Source organism: Nereida ignava (assembly GCF_047114695.1).
GTDB classification, from domain to species: Bacteria; Pseudomonadota; Alphaproteobacteria; order Rhodobacterales; family Rhodobacteraceae; genus Nereida; species Nereida ignava.
Map to the genome: position 1 here is coordinate 34,443 of NZ_CP112885.1, position 16,050 is coordinate 50,492.

General features: G+C 56.1%; 18 protein-coding genes and 1 riboswitch. Of the genes, 5 read left to right on the forward strand and 13 right to left on the reverse strand.

Going from position 1 to position 16,050, the window contains the following annotated elements; genetic code table 11:
* From OLX08_RS00175 to thiD, 10 genes are all read right to left on the reverse strand, one after another.
* On the reverse strand, window positions 1-738 hold the full coding sequence (locus OLX08_RS00175; RefSeq protein ID WP_391481708.1) for an ABC transporter permease: 738 nt from the start codon (window positions 736-738) through the stop codon (window positions 1-3).
* The gene (locus OLX08_RS00180) at window positions 735-1,529 is read right to left on the reverse strand and encodes an ABC transporter ATP-binding protein (RefSeq protein WP_391481710.1); all 795 of its coding nucleotides are present in this window, start codon (window positions 1,527-1,529) and stop codon (window positions 735-737) included. The genes OLX08_RS00175 and OLX08_RS00180 overlap by 4 nt, the downstream gene beginning before the upstream one ends.
* Window positions 1,526-2,218 carry a thiaminase II gene (gene tenA / locus OLX08_RS00185; RefSeq protein WP_391481712.1) on the reverse strand — a complete coding sequence of 231 codons (693 nt, stop codon included), beginning with the start codon at window positions 2,216-2,218 and terminating at the stop codon, window positions 1,526-1,528. The genes OLX08_RS00180 and tenA overlap by 4 nt, the downstream gene beginning before the upstream one ends.
* The gene (locus tag OLX08_RS00190) at window positions 2,215-3,153 is read right to left on the reverse strand and encodes an ABC transporter substrate-binding protein (RefSeq protein ID WP_391481714.1); all 939 of its coding nucleotides are present in this window, start codon (window positions 3,151-3,153) and stop codon (window positions 2,215-2,217) included. The genes tenA and OLX08_RS00190 overlap by 4 nt, the downstream gene beginning before the upstream one ends.
* 64 nt (window positions 3,154-3,217) lie before the next feature.
* Window positions 3,218-4,213 (reverse strand): ThiF family adenylyltransferase, encoded by a 996-nt coding sequence (locus OLX08_RS00195; protein ID WP_391481716.1) that lies wholly within the window; start codon window positions 4,211-4,213, stop codon window positions 3,218-3,220.
* The gene (locus OLX08_RS00200) at window positions 4,210-4,839 is read right to left on the reverse strand and encodes a thiamine phosphate synthase (RefSeq protein WP_391481718.1); all 630 of its coding nucleotides are present in this window, start codon (window positions 4,837-4,839) and stop codon (window positions 4,210-4,212) included. The genes OLX08_RS00195 and OLX08_RS00200 overlap by 4 nt, the downstream gene beginning before the upstream one ends.
* Window positions 4,836-5,609 carry a thiazole synthase gene (locus tag OLX08_RS00205; RefSeq protein WP_391481720.1) on the reverse strand — a complete coding sequence of 258 codons (774 nt, stop codon included), beginning with the start codon at window positions 5,607-5,609 and terminating at the stop codon, window positions 4,836-4,838. The genes OLX08_RS00200 and OLX08_RS00205 overlap by 4 nt, the downstream gene beginning before the upstream one ends.
* A 3-nt stretch (window positions 5,610-5,612) precedes the next feature.
* A complete protein-coding gene (gene thiS / locus OLX08_RS00210; protein WP_391481722.1) occupies window positions 5,613-5,810 on the reverse strand; it encodes a sulfur carrier protein ThiS in 198 nt (65 codons plus the stop codon).
* Entirely contained in the window at window positions 5,800-6,783 is a 984-nt protein-coding gene (locus OLX08_RS00215) for an FAD-dependent oxidoreductase (RefSeq protein WP_391481723.1), read from the reverse strand. Before OLX08_RS00215 ends, thiS begins: the two co-directional genes overlap by 11 nt.
* A complete protein-coding gene (thiD, locus tag OLX08_RS00220) occupies window positions 6,780-7,634 on the reverse strand; it encodes a bifunctional hydroxymethylpyrimidine kinase/phosphomethylpyrimidine kinase (RefSeq protein ID WP_391481725.1) in 855 nt (284 codons plus the stop codon). The genes OLX08_RS00215 and thiD overlap by 4 nt, the downstream gene beginning before the upstream one ends.
* A gap of 64 nt (window positions 7,635-7,698) precedes the next feature.
* Window positions 7,699-7,801, reverse strand: a riboswitch (TPP riboswitch).
* 152 nt (window positions 7,802-7,953) lie between these two features.
* On the opposite strand from thiD, the gene OLX08_RS00225 reads away from it, so the two are divergent.
* Window positions 7,954-8,775 (forward strand): NAD-dependent epimerase/dehydratase family protein, encoded by an 822-nt coding sequence (locus OLX08_RS00225; RefSeq protein WP_391483151.1) that lies wholly within the window; start codon window positions 7,954-7,956, stop codon window positions 8,773-8,775.
* Between the two features lie 104 nt (window positions 8,776-8,879).
* Here OLX08_RS00225 and OLX08_RS00230 read toward each other — a convergent pair whose 3' ends face one another.
* Window positions 8,880-9,893, reverse strand: coding sequence for a nuclear transport factor 2 family protein (locus OLX08_RS00230; protein WP_391481726.1), 1,014 nt, complete (start codon window positions 9,891-9,893; stop codon window positions 8,880-8,882).
* Window positions 9,886-11,157, reverse strand: a complete 1,272-nt coding sequence (locus OLX08_RS00235) for a cytochrome-c peroxidase (protein WP_391481728.1) — start codon at window positions 11,155-11,157, stop codon at window positions 9,886-9,888. The genes OLX08_RS00230 and OLX08_RS00235 overlap by 8 nt, the downstream gene beginning before the upstream one ends.
* A 117-nt stretch (window positions 11,158-11,274) precedes the next feature.
* Here OLX08_RS00235 and OLX08_RS00240 point away from each other — a divergent pair, with 117 nt between their 5' ends.
* Both OLX08_RS00240 and lon read left to right on the forward strand, forming a co-directional pair.
* Window positions 11,275-11,670: a tetratricopeptide repeat protein gene (locus OLX08_RS00240; protein ID WP_341247188.1), complete on the forward strand. Its 396-nt coding sequence runs from the start codon at window positions 11,275-11,277 to the stop codon at window positions 11,668-11,670.
* A gap of 277 nt (window positions 11,671-11,947) precedes the next feature.
* Window positions 11,948-14,353, forward strand: a complete 2,406-nt coding sequence (gene lon, locus OLX08_RS00245; RefSeq protein ID WP_391481730.1) for an endopeptidase La — start codon at window positions 11,948-11,950, stop codon at window positions 14,351-14,353.
* Between the two features lie 200 nt (window positions 14,354-14,553).
* Here the strand turns inward: lon and OLX08_RS00250 are convergent, their stop codons facing one another.
* A complete protein-coding gene (locus OLX08_RS00250) occupies window positions 14,554-14,733 on the reverse strand; it encodes a hypothetical protein (RefSeq protein WP_143081941.1) in 180 nt (59 codons plus the stop codon).
* 249 nt (window positions 14,734-14,982) lie between these two features.
* Here OLX08_RS00250 and OLX08_RS00255 point away from each other — a divergent pair, with 249 nt between their 5' ends.
* Together OLX08_RS00255 and OLX08_RS00260 are read left to right on the forward strand one after the other, a co-directional pair.
* On the forward strand, window positions 14,983-15,369 hold the full coding sequence (locus OLX08_RS00255; protein WP_391481731.1) for an HU family DNA-binding protein: 387 nt from the start codon (window positions 14,983-14,985) through the stop codon (window positions 15,367-15,369).
* A gap of 60 nt (window positions 15,370-15,429) precedes the next feature.
* Window positions 15,430-16,017, forward strand: coding sequence for a histidine phosphatase family protein (locus tag OLX08_RS00260; protein WP_391481732.1), 588 nt, complete (start codon window positions 15,430-15,432; stop codon window positions 16,015-16,017).
* Window positions 16,018-16,050 lie beyond the last annotated feature (33 nt).

The following is a 16,050-nucleotide window of genomic DNA, read 5'->3' on the forward strand; positions in this document are numbered from 1 at the left end:
TCAGCCTTGGGCATAGGCGTCCAGCCGCGCGGCCAGTTTTCCGATTGCCCAATGCAGCGCCACAGTCATGATTGCCAGCGTAATGAGTGCTGCAAACATCAAGTCAATCTTGGCCCGTCCGTTTGCCAAAAGCATCAGGTATCCAAGCCCCTTTGATGCGCCAACCCATTCTCCGATGACGGCACCGATGGGCGCGTAAACAGCGGCCAGCCTTAGACCTGTTCCAAGGCTGGGCAGGGCGTGTGGGATGCGTAGCCGCCACAGTGATTGGCGTGGTGTAGCCCCCATGGTTTTGGCCAGATCAAGCAAAGCGGGGGGCGTGTGCGACAGCCCGTCATGAAACGCGGATGTGACGGGAAAGTAGATGATCAACACTGCCATGATAACTTTTGAGCCGATCCCATAGCCGAACCATAGCGTCAGGATGGGGGCCAGCGCAAAGACAGGCACTGCTTGGGTGAAAACCAACATGGGCAACATGATGCGGCGGGCCAGTGCCGAAGTGGTCAAGTGGATCGCAGTCGCCACCCCAAGGGCAGTTCCCAACACTAGGCCAAGCCCCACTTCAAGGGCGGTGACCCATGCGTTGCTTAGGATAATCTCATAGCTTTTGATCGCCGTGCTCGCCACGCGCAGGGGCGAGGGCAGGATAAAATGTGGCGCACCTGTAATCATCACAAGCGCTTGCCACGCGGCAATTCCAGCCAGCAGGGCCCACAGTGCATCAAGTCGCTTCATCGCGCGCCCTCCTGTGGTCTCTGATTGGTTATGGCGGTACCGGCGCGCAAATGATCCAGCAACGCTGCCTGACAGCTGATGGTATCGGGGGCGTGTATGTCGCGAATAGGGGGGCTGGCTGGTGAGGGCCATGTGGTGGCACCGCCTGCGGACAAAAGAATGATCTGATGGGCAAGGCGCGCAGCCTCGGCAGGGTCGTGGGTGACAAGTAAGACCGTTTTGCCCCACAGCGCTTTGGCGGCCAGCTCCTGCATATCGGCGCGTGTGCCCGCATCAAGGGCCGAGAACGGCTCATCAAGCAACACAATGTCGCGGTCCTCCATCAAGGTCCGCGCAAGAGCAGCCCGTTGGCGCATCCCCCCGGACAAGGAGGCGGGTCGTTTATCGAGATGCGCCCCAAGACCCACGCGGTGCAAAAGGCTGTGCGCGCGTTCTGTATCAGGTGTTTGACCGCGAAGACGCGCCCCAAGGCAGGTATTTTCAAGCACGTTGAGCCATGGAAGCAGCAGGTCTGACTGCGCCATATAGCTGACGCGGTTGGTTAGCGCTGCGCCGTCATCTGCTGTGATTTCTCCGTCAAAATGCCCATCTGTTTGCAGACCCAAGATAAGCCGCAGAATTGTCGACTTCCCAACGCCTGATGGCCCCAAAAGGCAATTCCATTCACCGCCGCCAAGACGCAGTGAGACATCCTCAAAAAGAGGGCCGGTGGAAAAGGTAAAGCTACCTTCAAAGTGGATGCTTGGACCGGTGGACGAAGTCGCGGAGGATGTAGCGGCGGGACGGGTCATGATGCGCCGTCTAGCCCCATTTGCCAGAACCCGATCTCAAGTGCAGTGGCCTTGGTGAACCGCGCTTGTAGCTGTGCCCATCGGGGGCTATTTTGCAGGTTTGTTCCCAATCTATGGGCCACAGCACCGTCAAGCATTGCGCCCGCATTCGTACACACAGCCTGATATTCGGGGTCGGCGTAGGTGTTGATCCAGTCGCGATATGGCGAGGTTTCTGCTTGTGCGGCCAAAGACAAGCCAATCTCGCCATACCCCATAACGCAGGGCATCAGGGCCGCCATCAAGTCAAGAAAGTCGCCTTGCAGACCAGCATCCATTACATAGCGGGTGTAGGCGATGTTTTCTGTGGCCTCCGTGGCGGCAAAAAGCTCTGTCTCACTGATGCCTTCTGCGGCACAGGTTTTTACGTGCAGCGCCATTTCATGATTAACCAACGCGTCCACTGTGCTGGCGCAGGTCTTCATTTCCGCAAGTGTTTCCGATTTGACCACGCCAAGGGACCAAGCCCGTGAGAAATGGACTAAGAACACATAATCTTGCACCAGATAATGCACAAATGCCGCGCGTGGCAGGCTGCCATCCCCAAGCCCTTTGACAAAGGCGTGGCGGGTATAGGCGGCCCATTCATCCGGTGCGCCAAGGCGCCACGCATCAAACGTGGCGCCGTAGCTTGGCAATTGGCTGTTCATCGGGCCGTCACGTCGATGGCCAGTTTCTCAACCGGGTTCACAGATGGGATCAGACCGGCCTCAAACAAGAACTGCTCATAGGCTGCGTAGCGGCCCGCATCGAATGCCGCAGGGCGCAGGGCAAATCGTGGAATTGTGTCGTCCCACGCGCGGTCATTCAGCTCGTCTTGCAACTCTGTTGAGGTGGCTGAGAAGATCTCCCAGCTGTCTTCGGGGTGGTTCACGATGTATTGGGTCGCTTTTTCTGTGGCGGCTAAGAAGCGGGCGATCATGTCTGCGTCCATTTTGTCTGGATTTGCCACATAGATCAGCTCGTCATAGGGGGGCAGACCTTCTTCTTCGACGAAGAAGCACTTGCCCGCCACGCCTTCGATATCCATTTGGTTCAACTCAAAGTTACGGAACGCGCCGATAACCGCGTCCACTTGGCCGGACATAAGCGAGGGCGAGAGCGAGAAATTGACGTTCACCAACTCTACGTCGTCCAAGCCAACCCCGTGGGTGCCCAACACGCTTTGCAGCACGGCTTCTTCAACGCCGCCCACGGAAAAGCCGATCTTTTTACCTTTCAGATCAGCAGGGGTCTCAATTGGTCCGTCCTCAAGAACCAACAGACAATTGAGCGGTGTCGCGACCAATGTGCCCACACGCTTAAGCGGCAGGCCTTCGTGTACTTGAAGGTGCAACTGCGGCTGATACGAGATGGCCAATTCGGCACGCCCTGCCGCCACCAGCTTGGGTGGGTCAGACGGATCAGCGGGTGCGATGACTTCAACTTCAAGGTCTTGCTCAGCAAAGTAGCCTTTTTCCTGCGCCACAATAATGGGCCCATGATCGGGATTAACGAACCAGTCGAGAAGCAAAGTCATTTTGTCTTGCGAAAATGCGGGCGCAGCGGCGAGGATCAGTGCCGCGGTGGTAGAGAGAAGTTTCATCAGGTGTGTCCTTTTTTAGGGGGAAGAGGTGTTTGTAATTGCGTTTATGACTGTTGGCGTTGTGTCATGGATCGGTCAGCAGTGATGGGGCATCGCCCATGGCAATAAGGGCAAAATCCGCCTGTCCGCGCGCTTGTAGTGCGCGTGCAGCTTGCCAGGCACGCAGACCAGATCGACAGGTCAGGACCGTGCGTGCCGTCGGGGACGTCAGTGTAATGTGGCTCATATCCGGCACCAAATGGCGCTCTGCGCGCGGGATGACGGGGTTTTGAGCCTCTGCCTCAGGGCGCAGTTCAATCACGCGGTCTGCGGCTGTGATCTGATGCGGGGCAATAAAGCGAAGCGCATCGGCGGCGTCAGGCTCGGGGGCGCCATCAAAGCGAAACCCGCCTGTGCTGAAATCACTCAAGTTCAGGGTCATCAATTGACCAAGCGGGCTTGGCTGGGTGCCTAGCAAAACGCACAGCGCCATCTGGGCCTGTAGCGCGCCTATGGTGCCCACGACAGGTCCCATGACGCCAGCGGTGGCACAATTTGCGGCCGTTTGGGGTAGTTCGGGAAAGACGGCACGCAAAGAAGGGGCAGCCGCGCAAAACCCGCCGACATAACCTGTGGTCTCCAATGCTGACGCGCTGATCAGTGGGGTTTGTGCGGCCAGGCAGGCATCTGACAAGATGTAACTGGCCGCAAAGCTGTCAGCGCAATCAAGGGCGATTGTGACGCTTTGCAATAGATTATCCACGTTAGCGGGGGTGAGTGGCTCTGTAACGGTGGTGATCTGACAGACAGGGTTTAGCGCGGCCATTGCTGTGGCTGCCGCTTTTGCCTTCGGCGCGCCGATGTCATCCATCCGGTAGAGAATTTGACGGTGCAAGTTGCTTTCGCTGACCACGTCGCCGTCCACCAAGGTGATCCGCCCAACGCCAGCTCCCACAAGATATTGCAAAACAGGACAGCCAAGCCCGCCCGCACCGATCACAAGCACATGCGCGGCCTCAAGGGCGCGCTGTCCTGCCTCGCCGATTTGGGGCAGGATCATCTGACGCGCGTAGCGGCTCATGCGTCACCGCGCGGTGAGGCGGAATGTGGCGTGCGCGTTGCGTGCAGCCACGCTTTGACCTGCGCTTCAGGGTCCGCATTAAGGGTGATATCTGTGACGGCAGACACAACGTCTGCGCCCGCGTCATAAGCACCTGCCGCGCGCTGAATTGTCATTCCGCCGATGGCAATCAGAGGGGTGTCACCGATTTCTGCCCGCCATTTGCTAAGTTTCTCAACGCCTTGCTCGTGCCATTTCATTTGCTTGAGGATCGTCGGGTAAATAGGCCCCAGGGCTACATAATCCGGTTTCAAAGCCATGGCGCGGGCCAGCTCAGCGCGGTCGTGGGTGCTGATGCCCAGCTTTATGCCCGCAGCGCGGATAGCATCCGTGTCAGCATCATCCAGATCCTCCTGCCCAAGGTGGATCCAGTCGCATCCCAGATCAATTGCCGCCTGCCAGTAGTCGTTGATCACAAGTGTGGTCCCTGTGCGGGCGCAAACTTCTTTGGCGGCAAAAATCTCGTTGCGGATTGTTTGATCATCGGCATCTTTGATGCGCAGCTGCACCAATTTGATCCCAAGCGGAACAAGCCGCTCGATCCAGGCCGCACTGTCAAAAATAGGGTAGAAGCGATCAAGGCTCATGACAAAAACGCCTTTCCAATTAGCGGTGTTGAGGGGGCGGCCATGTCCCGTGGCTCCATCGGGTCTGCGGTGGCGGCCAATGTTCCGGCCTCCACGGCTTTGGCGAATGCGCAGGCCATGCCAACGGGATCACCGGCTTTGGCCACAGCGGTGTTGAGCAACACTGCATCATAGCCCAACTCCATGGCGGCTGCGGCTTGGGACGGAAGGCCAAGGCCTGCGTCGACCACCAAAGGCACATCGGGAAAATGAGCCCGCATTGAACGCAGTGCGTAGATGTTGTTGAGGCCAAGTCCCGAACCGATTGGCGCGCCCCAAGGCATCAAAACTTCGCAGCCCGCGTGCAACAGCTTATCCGCCACCACCAAATCGTCCGTAGTATAAGGGAACACCTCAAACCCGTCTTCCGCCAAGATGCGAGCAGCCTCGACCAATGCAAACACGTCCGGCTGTAGGGTGTCTTGATCTCCGATGACCTCAAGCTTGATCCACTTGGTGTCAAAGACTTCACGCGCCATGTGGGCGGTGGTCACGGCTTCTTTGACTGTGTGGCATCCGGCGGTGTTGGGTAGCACGTGCACACCAAGCTCGCGGATGATGCCCCAAAAATCCTGTCCCTCGCGCGCTTGCCCGCTTTCGCGGCGCAGTGAGACGGTCGCAACAGATGCTCCACTTTGGCGAAAGGCTTGCTCAAGAATGGCGGGGGACGGGTAAAGTGCCGTCCCAAGCATAAACCCGTTAGCCAGCTCTGTTCCGTAAAACTGCCGCATCGGTTAGCCCCCCTGCATTGGTGCAAGGATTTCTAACTGATCGCCAGCCGCCAGTTGTGTGCTGTCGCGCGCTGTTTTGGCCACAAACGCGCCGTTGACAGCCGTGGCTACAACCGCGCCTTCAAAGCCGTGCTTTGCCAAAAAGTCGGCCAATGTGGTGGCGTCGGTTTCGGTGGGCTCTCCGTTTACGTTAAGCAACATCGTAAAACTCCGGTTTTTCATCTTTTGTAATCACATCCGCCACCATGCGCGCCAAAGCGGGCGAGAGCAGAAAGCCATGTCGGTAAAGACCATTGGCGCGGATGATGTTTCCCTGCCTGCGAATGCGGGGCAGGTTGTCGGCAAAGGCGGGGCGGCTATCAACGCCAATTTCCAGAACTTCAGCTTCACCAAAGGCGGGGTTAAGCGCGTAGGCGGCAGACAACAGTTCCAGCATGGCGCGGGCCGTGGGGTGCGCTGAGGCGCTGCTTTCAATCATTGTGGCGCCGAGCATAAAGATACCGTCGCCGCGTGGGACCACGTAAAGCGGAATGCGCGGATGCAGCAGACGCACGGGCCGTGACAGGTTGACGTCATCACATTTCAGGATGAGCATCTCGCCTTTGACACCGCGCAGATCGGGCAGGGCGGGTTTGGCGGCAAAGCCACGTGTATCTACCACAAGGCCCGTAAGCTGATCGGGGTCTGCCTCACCAATCTCAAACGTTGCGCCATCCTCAATCAGACCTGCACGCAGTTTTTGCAGCGCTTTGCGGGGTGCAAGATGGGCCTCGGTTTCGAACAAAAGCCCGTTGCTGAACCGTCCGGCCAAATCTGGCTCAAGTTTGGCGATTTCCTCGGCGCCGATCTCGCGGAATTCTGTGGTGCGCCGTGCAAAGCGGCGCATATCGGCGCGGTCACGGGCGGGGCTAACAACGAGCGATCCTGCCTGCGTGACCAACCCAGTGTGATTTTGCCACCATGCCGCAGCACCAGCACCAAGACGCACAACCGGTTCTTCCGCGCTTTCGCCCTCACAAAACGGCGCAAGCATTCCGCCGGCCCACCATGAGCATTGATGCGGCCCGATACCTTCGTGGCGGTCAATCAACGTCACTTTAAGGCCGCGGTCCAGCACCTCACGCGCAATGGTTAGCCCTGCAACACCGGCACCGATGATTGTGACTTGGCTCATGACTGTGTGCCCTGCCAGCTTTGATAGAAATGATGCACGGGGCCGTGGCCTGAACCAATTTGTAGGGTGTCAGCGGCCTGAATAGCTCCTTGCAGATACGTATGAGCGGCTTTTGTGGCCTCAGGCAGTGCCATGCCACGCGCGACATAGGCGGCAATACTGGCTGAATAGGTGCAGCCCGTGCCGTGGGTATTATTTGTGGGAAGGCGGGGGGCCTCAAAGCGATCGGTGCGACGCGCGCCGTTCTGATCCGTAATCAGCAGGTCCGTGCAAATGTCGCCCGCGCTGTGCCCGCCTTTCATCAAAACCGCACGCGGGCCAAGGTCCAAAAGTGCTGCCCCTTGGGATTGTACTTCGGTCAGGTCTTGCGCCTCGGCCGTGCCAAGCAGGCCTGCTGCCTCAGGCAGGTTTGGCGTCAAGAGGTCCGCGCGCGGCAGCATGTGTGTTTTCATCGCCTCGACTGCGTCTGCTAGCAGCAATGCATCGCCGGATTTGGCGATCATCACGGGATCAAGGATTACTGTGCCTTTGAAGGCATCAAGACATTCGGCCACGACTTTGATGATGGGGACGGAAAAGAGCATCCCGATTTTGATGCTGTCTACATCCAGATCGCCCAATACTGCGGTGATCTGTGCGCCAACGATATCTGCGGGAACTTCGTGAACTGCGCTGACTGTCACTGTATTCTGTGCAGTGATCGCCGTTAGCACGCTGGCACCGTATACCCCCAAAGCGGAAAATGCCTTTAGGTCCGCTTGAACGCCTGCGCCGCCTCCGCTGTCTGAACCAGCGATGGTCAGGGCAATCGGTGTTTTCGCGGCTTGGCTCGCGTCTGTGTGCTGGCTCATGAAGCCCTCGTTCAAGTTGGGGACATCAGCTGGCGGGAAGGGGATTGGGTTTTTGCATGCGCTTAGACGCGTGTCACCCGTTCCCTACGCCGGCATTGTCCGGATCAGGTTCGACGGGTCAGTGCGCTGCACCTCTCAGCCTGCAATAGGCCCCCCGACGGATTGAGTAGTAGCTAAGTCATCGGATGCGCAGCGGCAAGGGGATAGAGTGCAGAATTTACATTGAGCCATCTCAACTGCTCCGCTAGGCTTGGATTGAAAGGCGTGAAGTGGCGCCAAAAAGTACGATATCGCAAATAGATAGGGGATGTATCTCATGTTGAAAAAACTGGTTCTGACAGGGGCCGCAGGACGGCTTGGATCAAGGTTGCGCGCGCCTCTTTCTGCGATGTGTGAAACGCTTGTGAGTACAGATATCGTCCAAAGCATTGAAAGTTTGGCCAACAACGAGACATATGTAGCCGCTGATTTGGCAGATCTTGCGGCGATGACGCAGTTGTTAAAAGACGCGGATATGGTGGTGCATTTTGGTGCTATCGGTGATGAAGCGCCTTGGGAGCAGATCCATTCAGCAAATATCATGGGGGCCTACAATGTGTGGGAGGCCGCTTATCAAAACGGTGTGCGCCGTGTTGTCTATGCGTCATCTATCCATGCGGTTGGAATGCACCCCAAGTCGGAGTGTATCGGTACCGATGTCCCGCACCGCCCTGATACGTTCTACGGTCTTGCCAAGTGCTTTGCAGAGGATCTTGGCTCGCTTTACTGGGATAAACGCGGGATTGAGGCGGTCTGTATGCGCATTTATTCTTGTGCGGAAGTAGCCAACCCCCGCGCCGTTGGTTCTTGGCTAAGCTATGACGATCTTATCCAGTTGGTGACCCGCGCCATTGATACGCCAGTCACTGGATTTGCGGTTGTGTACGGTATTTCCGACAATGATCGCGCACCCGTAGATAATTCAAAGGCGCAGTTCCTTGGATACCGCCCGAAGGACAATGCAGAGCAATTTGCCGAGAAAATATTTGCTGAGCACCCGCCGCTTGATCCACAGAATCCTGCGGATATGTGTCATGGGGGGCCATTTGCGACTGTAGAGCTTGGCAATTCTGGCGTGGCCGGACTGGGACTGAAGGACTAAATAGGCCGCCGACACGAGGTTAAGCTTACCTTTGGCGCTGATTACGTTTTGCAGCGCCAAAGGGATATGGGAACGAGTAGGGCGTAAAGCCTATACCGCGCCCGTCATATAGCGCCTGTCGCTAGCAAGATTTGTTTCCAAATCGCGGTTTCATCAATCAGCGCATATTCACGGCGGATGCCGCGTGGGCCGAACTCGGCCTGTGCAAGGCCCATGATGAACACGTCAGCACCAGTAGGACGGCCAAACGTACCCCAACCGTCATGACGCCCCGATAGGGAAAAGAGCACAGAAGCACGCGGCCCAATTAGATCGTTGTCCATACCGATAACTTGCATCACGTCAAATTGCGCCGAAGGAAATGCCGCGCGAAGGCCCATCCATGTCTTGTCGACAAACGGCGTGCCGTGCCCGTCAGAGTGACGCCAGTAGTGCCCTTCCACGGCGCGGTCCATGTTGCGGGTAACCGTCCCAAAGTCTGCCTGCATTAAAGCGGTCAGATGTTCTGCGTATTGCGCGCCCCATGGGTTTTCGTTGCCGTGTCCTGTGTAGGGGCCTTGGCTATCAATCGCAGGCGTGAAGGGGCGTACGCAAGCATCAGGGCCACCTTCGCGACTGATCAGGTCACGGGTCCAATCCACAATGTCTTGGCCCATCTGCTCAACAATTGCGCTTTGATCGCGCACTAGCCATTCGTCATCGATCTGATTTGCCTGTGCGTGACAGTTGGCAATGATCCGGTAGCTTAGATTGCGCCCCGTGGGATTGCCGTACATGCCTGCACCTTCGTGGGTGGCAGTGCAAAGTAGCCTATGAGACGACAAAAGCGCATCGTTGGGCGCGTCGCACCAGATGACGTCTTCGCCGTAAAGCTGACGGTTGGGAAATTCGGACAGCGTTGCCATGGTTGCGGGGATAACGCCCGCGTTGCCAATCACCATTGAGGCAGGAGAGCGTACATGGATGGTATCGCTGTAATAGTGGTTAAGCGTGTGGATACCGCGGTCTTCCCAAATGTCTTTGGTGCATCCCAGAATATAATCAGGCGCATCACGCCAACGGGGGTCAAACCCAGGTTTAAACGGGGTGTTGGCGGTGGTTTGTTTGGTTTCAGTCAACGGGAAGTCCTGATGGTACTGTTTCCGGCCGTCCCAATGGTCGATCATATGGGGAAGGGTCGGTGAGGGTTTCGAGAAAAGCGATGATTTGTTCAATCTCTGTCTGAGTTCGCGAGGGGATGTCAATATCAAGGACGCTACTCTGTCGCGCCATCTCGCGGGTGTCGGACTGTATGACAAAATCAATGGCAGCAATATGGGGCGCTGGGGGCAGAGCTGCATCGCGGCGCCTCCACGCGTTGCGTTCGGCCAACGGATCAAGGTGGTGTCTGATCATACGCTCCAAGGTGGGGTAGGCCCCGTTATGACCGTAGGGCGCTGTTACAGCGACATTGCGCAAAGAGGGCGTTTTGAACCGGTAGGCATCCTCAAGACGGTCGCTTTTGCCCATTCGTCCCACATCGCGGGGGATGGGATCAAATCTGCGCGTACGGCCAGGCCCAAAAGCGGGCAGGCCAAGGGCACGGAACGCACGGTCTGAAAACAGAGGGCCTGAGTGGCATGCTGAGCAGCCAGCATCACCGAAGAAGAGCTCTTTGCCTGCGGCGGCTGTGGGCGGCAGCGGGGTGCCATTGCGCAAATGCTGATCATAGATCGTGTCGATGCTGGTCCATTCCGAGATGATGAATGCCCCAAGTGCGTTGCCGATGTGCACGATAGTAATGTCGCGGGGGGACGACACATCTGCAAACGCTTGGGCAAACATATCAACATACTCAGGGATAGCGGCCACGCGCTCTGCGATTAGCGGCCATGCACGATCTATGCGGATTTGTGTGGCATGTGTAATGTCATTCTCACCCAAATTGCCCGCCATTTCAAACTGGGCTGTCATGGGGAACAGCGCTTGAGCCGCCACAATATTATCAAGGCCGCTGGGCAGCCATTCCTCTGCGGGGGAGTTGAAACCATTGCCGTAAAGATCGCTGACTGAGAGCCGACCATCGTGAAACAGCACTTTCACGTCGCGGTGCCCTATGTTCCAAAGTGCGGGTGCATTGCGCGGGATGCGCTTGCGGATCAGGTCTTTGCCTTGCCCAATTGTACGATTTGGGCCTACGCCCATACCGCCTTCACCAATGCCAAGACTAAGCCCATCAGTGCCTGCGTGGTCATGGTGATGGCACGTCCCGCAACTGATGTTGCGATTTCCCGACAGCACTTTATCGTAAAACAATAGCTGGCCGATTTGTACCTGTGCCGGATCTGCAGGCAAAAAATCATCAGCTGACAGTGGCGTCTGCGCACATGCAGGTGCGGCCACGAAGCCAAGGAGAGTAACGAGATGGGCAAGTTTTTGTGTGCAGGTATCATAAGTATTGCGTGTGTTTTTGCCTCTGCTCCGGCGGCTGTGGCCGATATTGAACATGCGCGTGATCTGATGGAGGCCGGAGAGTATGAGCGCGCAATGGAGGCTTTTTGGCCCGCAGCGCGGTCTGGTAATGCCGATGCCGAGGAGCTGATCGGTGTGATGTACGCCCTTGGATTGGGGGTTGAGCAAGACAGTGCCCGCGCATTTGATTGGTACCTGCGCAGCGCCATGAAGGGCCACCCGGGCGCGCAAAGCGGTGTTGCTTGGTACTACGAGGTTGGCCTTGGCATGCCCCAGCCTGACTTGATGCGGGCCTACATGTGGTACGTGCTTAGCGCGATCGGCGGCGATCCGGACGCGGCTATTTCGCAAGACGAGGTGGTGAAAAAAATGACGCAAGCGCAAATTGAAAAGGCCCATGAGTTAATCGATGACTACCGCGTGTGGATGTATCCGTTCCGGTGAGCCAAAAACTTAACGCAAGCTTACCGGTTAACGTAGCGTAGTCTGGCTTGGCTGTTTTTCGCAAGGCTGCATATTTACCAATAAATCTTGAATAAGAGCCTCATTCGCGCCTTGTGCGTGCCGCACGCTCGGGGCAAACTACCCGACGACATGACAGCACGGGCTTGAAAACGGCGGCAGAACGCCCCATTTCAAACCCTGATCGGAGACGGTCGAATGTGTTGGATTGCTGCATCTGCGGGGTCCCTGCCGTCTGCCAGCCAAAAGGAAAATTTTCATGCAAGATCCGTTGAATTCATCTTATCCCGTTTTGCCGTTGCGCGACATTGTTGTGTTTCCGCATATGATCGTGCCGCTCTTTGTGGGCCGCGATAAATCTGTCCGTGCCTTGGAAGAGGTGATGGCCGACGACAAACAAATCTTGCTCGCCAGCCAAGTTGACCCGTCCGCCGATGATCCTGACACGGATGGCATCTACAAAGCGGGTGTTTTGGCGAATGTCTTGCAGCTGCTGAAATTGCCTGATGGCACCGTAAAAGTGCTGGTTGAGGGCGTCGCACGTGTGCGCATTTCAGAATACCTTGAAAACGACAGCTTCTTTGAAGCCAGTGCGGAGTATTTGACTGAGCTGCCCGGGGATGCGGACACCGTTGAGGCGCTTGTGCGTACTGTGGGCGAGGAATTTGCACGCTATGCCAAAGTCAAAAAGAACGTCCCCGAGGAGGCGCTTACAGCCGTTGAGGAGGCCGAGGAGCCTGCGAAGCTGGCTGATTTGGTTGCGGGTCACTTGGGCATTGAAGTTGATGAAAAGCAAAAGCTTCTCGAAACCCTGAACATTGCCGAACGTCTGGAACAGATTTTTGCGCTGATGCAGGGCGAGATGTCTGTTTTGCAGGTCGAAAAGAAGATCAAGACCCGTGTGAAGTCCCAAATGGAACGGACACAGCGCGAGTATTATTTGAATGAGCAAATGAAAGCCATTCAGAAAGAGCTTGGTGACGGCGAAGAGGGCGCTGGCGAAGTGGCCGAGTTGGAAGCAAAAGTCATTGCGACCAAGCTGTCCAAGGAAGCGCGTGAAAAAGCTGATGCCGAGATCAAAAAGCTCAAGAATATGTCACCCATGTCCGCCGAAGCGACCGTGGTGCGCAACTATCTTGACTGGATGCTGTCGATTCCGTGGGGCAAGAAATCCCGCGTGAAAAAAGACCTTGGCCATGCGCAAAAGGTTTTGGACACGGATCACTACGGTTTGGACAAAGTAAAGGAGCGTATTGTTGAATATCTAGCGGTGCAACAACGCTCGGCCAAGCTGAAGGGGCCGATCATGTGCCTTGTAGGCCCTCCCGGTGTGGGCAAAACCTCGCTTGGTAAATCTGTGGCACGCGCGACGGGCCGCGAGTTTATCCGCATCTCTCTTGGGGGGGTGCGGGATGAATCCGAGATCCGTGGACACCGTCGGACGTATATTGGCTCAATGCCGGGTAAGATCATTCAGGCGTTGAAAAAGGCGAAAACCACCAATCCGCTTATTTTGCTCGATGAGATCGACAAGATGGGGCAGGACTTCCGTGGTGATCCGGCCTCTGCGATGCTTGAAGTGCTTGATCCAGAGCAAAACGGCACATTTGTCGATCACTACCTTGAGGTGGAGTACGACTTGTCTAACGTGATGTTCCTGACAACGGCGAACTCTTACAACATGCCGGGTCCGCTTTTGGACCGGATGGAGATCATTAGCCTTTCGGGATACACCGAGGACGAAAAAGCCGAGATTGCCAAACAGCATCTGATTGAGAAGCAGAAAAAGAACCACGGTCTGCGCAAGGGTGAGTTCGAGCTGAGCGATGATGGTCTGACGGGCGTGATTCAAACCTATACCCGTGAGGCGGGCGTGCGGAACCTTGAGCGTGAGTTGGCCAAGATTGCCCGTAAAGCAGTCACGAAGATCATTAAGAAAGAGGCGGAGACTGTAAAAGTTACCGCTGATAACCTTGATGAGTTCTTAGGCGTGCCGAAGTACAAACACGGTCTTGCGGAAAAAGAGGACCAGATCGGTGTCGTCACAGGTCTTGCCTACACGTCCGTTGGGGGTGAGCTGCTGTCAATCGAAGCGCTGAGCCTGCCGGGCAAAGGCCGCATGAAGACCACGGGTAAGCTTGGCGATGTGATGAAGGAATCCATCGATGCGGCGTCGTCGTACGTACGCTCGGTTAGCCCTGCGATTGGTGTGAAGCCGACGAAGTTTGATGCGGTCGATATCCACGTACACGTCCCCGACGGTGCGACGCCCAAAGACGGGCCAAGCGCGGGTCTGGCGATGGTGACGTCGATTGTATCTGTGCTGACCAAAATTCCAGTGCGTAAAGATATCGCAATGACTGGTGAGGTATCGCTGCGCGGGAACGCCATGCCGATTGGTGGGCTGAAAGAAAAACTTTTGGCGGCGCTGCGTGGGGGCATCAAAACTGTGCTTATCCCGCAAGAAAACCTAAAGGACCTGCCGGACATCCCCGACAACGTCAAAGAGGGCCTTGAGATTATCGCAGTGTCCCACGTGACAGAAGTTCTTGAGCACGCGCTGATCCGCCAACCCGAGGCGATTGAGTGGGATGAAGCGGCAGAAGAGGCGGCAGCAGCAGCTTTAGCGGCAAAAGCCTCTGCAACAGGTGCGACAGCACATTAGGCAATTGCTTGTGTAGTTGAGCGATGGAATACGAAAGGGCCGCAGGTTTTCTGCGGCCTTTTTGTTTGTGCAGTTTACGCTCGGGCGGTGCCTAGGCGGGGACCCTTACTTTGGATCCACCGCACACCCTTGGTTATAAACGAAAAAGGCCCGCCAAAATGGCAGGCCTTTTCCCAATTCTTTTTTCTAAGCGGTTAGGCTTAGTTTGCAGCTGCGAGCAACAAAAGCGCCATGATTGGAACCAGGATGCCTTGTGAGCTGCTTGATGTTGTATCAGCAGCGATAACTTCTGGAGCAACCATTGCGTCGGACAAGCCGCCAGCGAATGTTGGTGTTGCGAATGCCAGTACTGCACATGTTGTGATAAGTGTTTTTTTCATTTTGTAAGCTTTCATAGACCGCAAGTTTATAACTATGCCCCGTCATATCATCTTGGTGGTCATGGTCAATTATTGTGTAAAATATGACTTAATTCGCCGCAAAACCGCCCAAAAGTGGTGCGCAGACACAACAGGTGGGTGCGCGGCGGGCCCAATTAACCCTTTGTCCATGTCGGGTGTAGCTGGTCTGCGGGCTTTGCGCTAGCCTGCTAGTGTATTGGAAACGTTTAATAAGTAGGAGGCCGCATTATGGCCAAGACACCTAAATCACCGGTTCAAGCGGCTGTATCCACAGCAAAGAGCAAAACATCAGGCACAACTGCTGGATCAAACGTTGTGGCGGTGAAAACGGGGATAGGCTCTGCACCGGTTGAGGTGACGCCTAGCCTTCGCAAAAAAGAGTTGATCGACCGTGTCGTCCGTAAAAGCGGCGCAAAGCGCAAAGATGCCAAACCTGTTGTCGAGGCGATGCTTGATGTGCTCGGAGATGCGTTGGCACAGGGCGAAGAACTCAATCTGCAGCCTTTTGGTAAGCTAAAGATCAATCGACAAAAAGAAATGGCTGGTGCAAAAGTGTTTGTCTGCAAAATCCGGCAACGCAAAACGGTGCATGGAGCTGGCGCAGACACCGAATAACAGCCGGATCGTGATAGGGACCAACCCAGCCTGATCCAATATAATCGAGGTAAAGCTGGGATGAACAAAACTTATCCGGACCTATTGATCATGCGCCACGGCGAAACTGAATGGAACCGTGAAGGGCGGATGCAGGGTGCCCTTGATAGCAACCTGACGCCACTTGGCCGTCAGCAGGCCGCAGCGCAACACGCGATACTCAAACGTATTGGGATCAACGGGTGGCACGTGCTGAGCAGCCCCCAAGGCCGGGCTTTGCAAACTGCTGAAATTGCAGTGGCGGGTTTCGGCGAAATAGAGACAGATGACCGTCTTGCGGAAATCACCGTTGGCACATGGTCAGGACGCCTGCGTCAGGACTGCCTTGCGGAGCTGCCAAGCGATGCAGTGGTTGAAGATACGCCGGACGGGGCGATCGCGCTTTACGAATTCGCACCACAGGGCGAGGGGTTTGAGGCCCTTCGTATCCGTGCGCAATCATTACTCGATAGTTTGACAGGGCCGACCGTGCTTATCACCCACGGGATTACCAGTCGAATGTTGCGGGCGGTCGTTTTGGGGCAACCCACAGAAAACCTTGGGAAATTGCCGGGCGGGCAGGGTGTTGTGTACCGTCTGAGCGGTGGTGTTCAGACAAAACTCGAATAAGGGTGAAAAAGGGGGTTGCAGCGCCCAAAGGTT

What these genes read in the sequence shown, in the direction of transcription:
- thiD (WP_391481725.1), bottom strand. Translation starts at nt 7,634, where the DNA reads ATGAGCCAGCACACAGACGCGAGCCAAGCCGCGAAAACACCGATTGCC.
- OLX08_RS00200 (WP_391481718.1), bottom strand. Translation starts at nt 4,839, where the DNA reads ATGAGCCTTGATCGCTTCTACCCTATTTTTGACAGTGCGGCCTGGATC.
- OLX08_RS00175 (WP_391481708.1), bottom strand. Translation starts at nt 738, where the DNA reads ATGAAGCGACTTGATGCACTGTGGGCCCTGCTGGCTGGAATTGCCGCG.
- tenA (WP_391481712.1), bottom strand. Translation starts at nt 2,218, where the DNA reads ATGAACAGCCAATTGCCAAGCTACGGCGCCACGTTTGATGCGTGGCGC.
- lon (WP_391481730.1), top strand. Translation starts at nt 11,948, where the DNA reads ATGCAAGATCCGTTGAATTCATCTTATCCCGTTTTGCCGTTGCGCGAC.
- thiS (WP_391481722.1), bottom strand. Translation starts at nt 5,810, where the DNA reads ATGTTGCTTAACGTAAACGGAGAGCCCACCGAAACCGACGCCACCACA.
- OLX08_RS00215 (WP_391481723.1), bottom strand. Translation starts at nt 6,783, where the DNA reads ATGAGCCAAGTCACAATCATCGGTGCCGGTGTTGCAGGGCTAACCATT.
- OLX08_RS00255 (WP_391481731.1), top strand. Translation starts at nt 14,983, where the DNA reads ATGGCCAAGACACCTAAATCACCGGTTCAAGCGGCTGTATCCACAGCA.
- OLX08_RS00190 (WP_391481714.1), bottom strand. Translation starts at nt 3,153, where the DNA reads ATGAAACTTCTCTCTACCACCGCGGCACTGATCCTCGCCGCTGCGCCC.
- OLX08_RS00180 (WP_391481710.1), bottom strand. Translation starts at nt 1,529, where the DNA reads ATGACCCGTCCCGCCGCTACATCCTCCGCGACTTCGTCCACCGGTCCA.
- OLX08_RS00205 (WP_391481720.1), bottom strand. Translation starts at nt 5,609, where the DNA reads ATGCGGCAGTTTTACGGAACAGAGCTGGCTAACGGGTTTATGCTTGGG.
- OLX08_RS00240 (WP_341247188.1), top strand. Translation starts at nt 11,275, where the DNA reads ATGGAGGCCGGAGAGTATGAGCGCGCAATGGAGGCTTTTTGGCCCGCA.
- OLX08_RS00250 (WP_143081941.1), bottom strand. Translation starts at nt 14,733, where the DNA reads ATGAAAAAAACACTTATCACAACATGTGCAGTACTGGCATTCGCAACA.
- OLX08_RS00260 (WP_391481732.1), top strand. Translation starts at nt 15,430, where the DNA reads ATGAACAAAACTTATCCGGACCTATTGATCATGCGCCACGGCGAAACT.
- OLX08_RS00195 (WP_391481716.1), bottom strand. Translation starts at nt 4,213, where the DNA reads ATGAGCCGCTACGCGCGTCAGATGATCCTGCCCCAAATCGGCGAGGCA.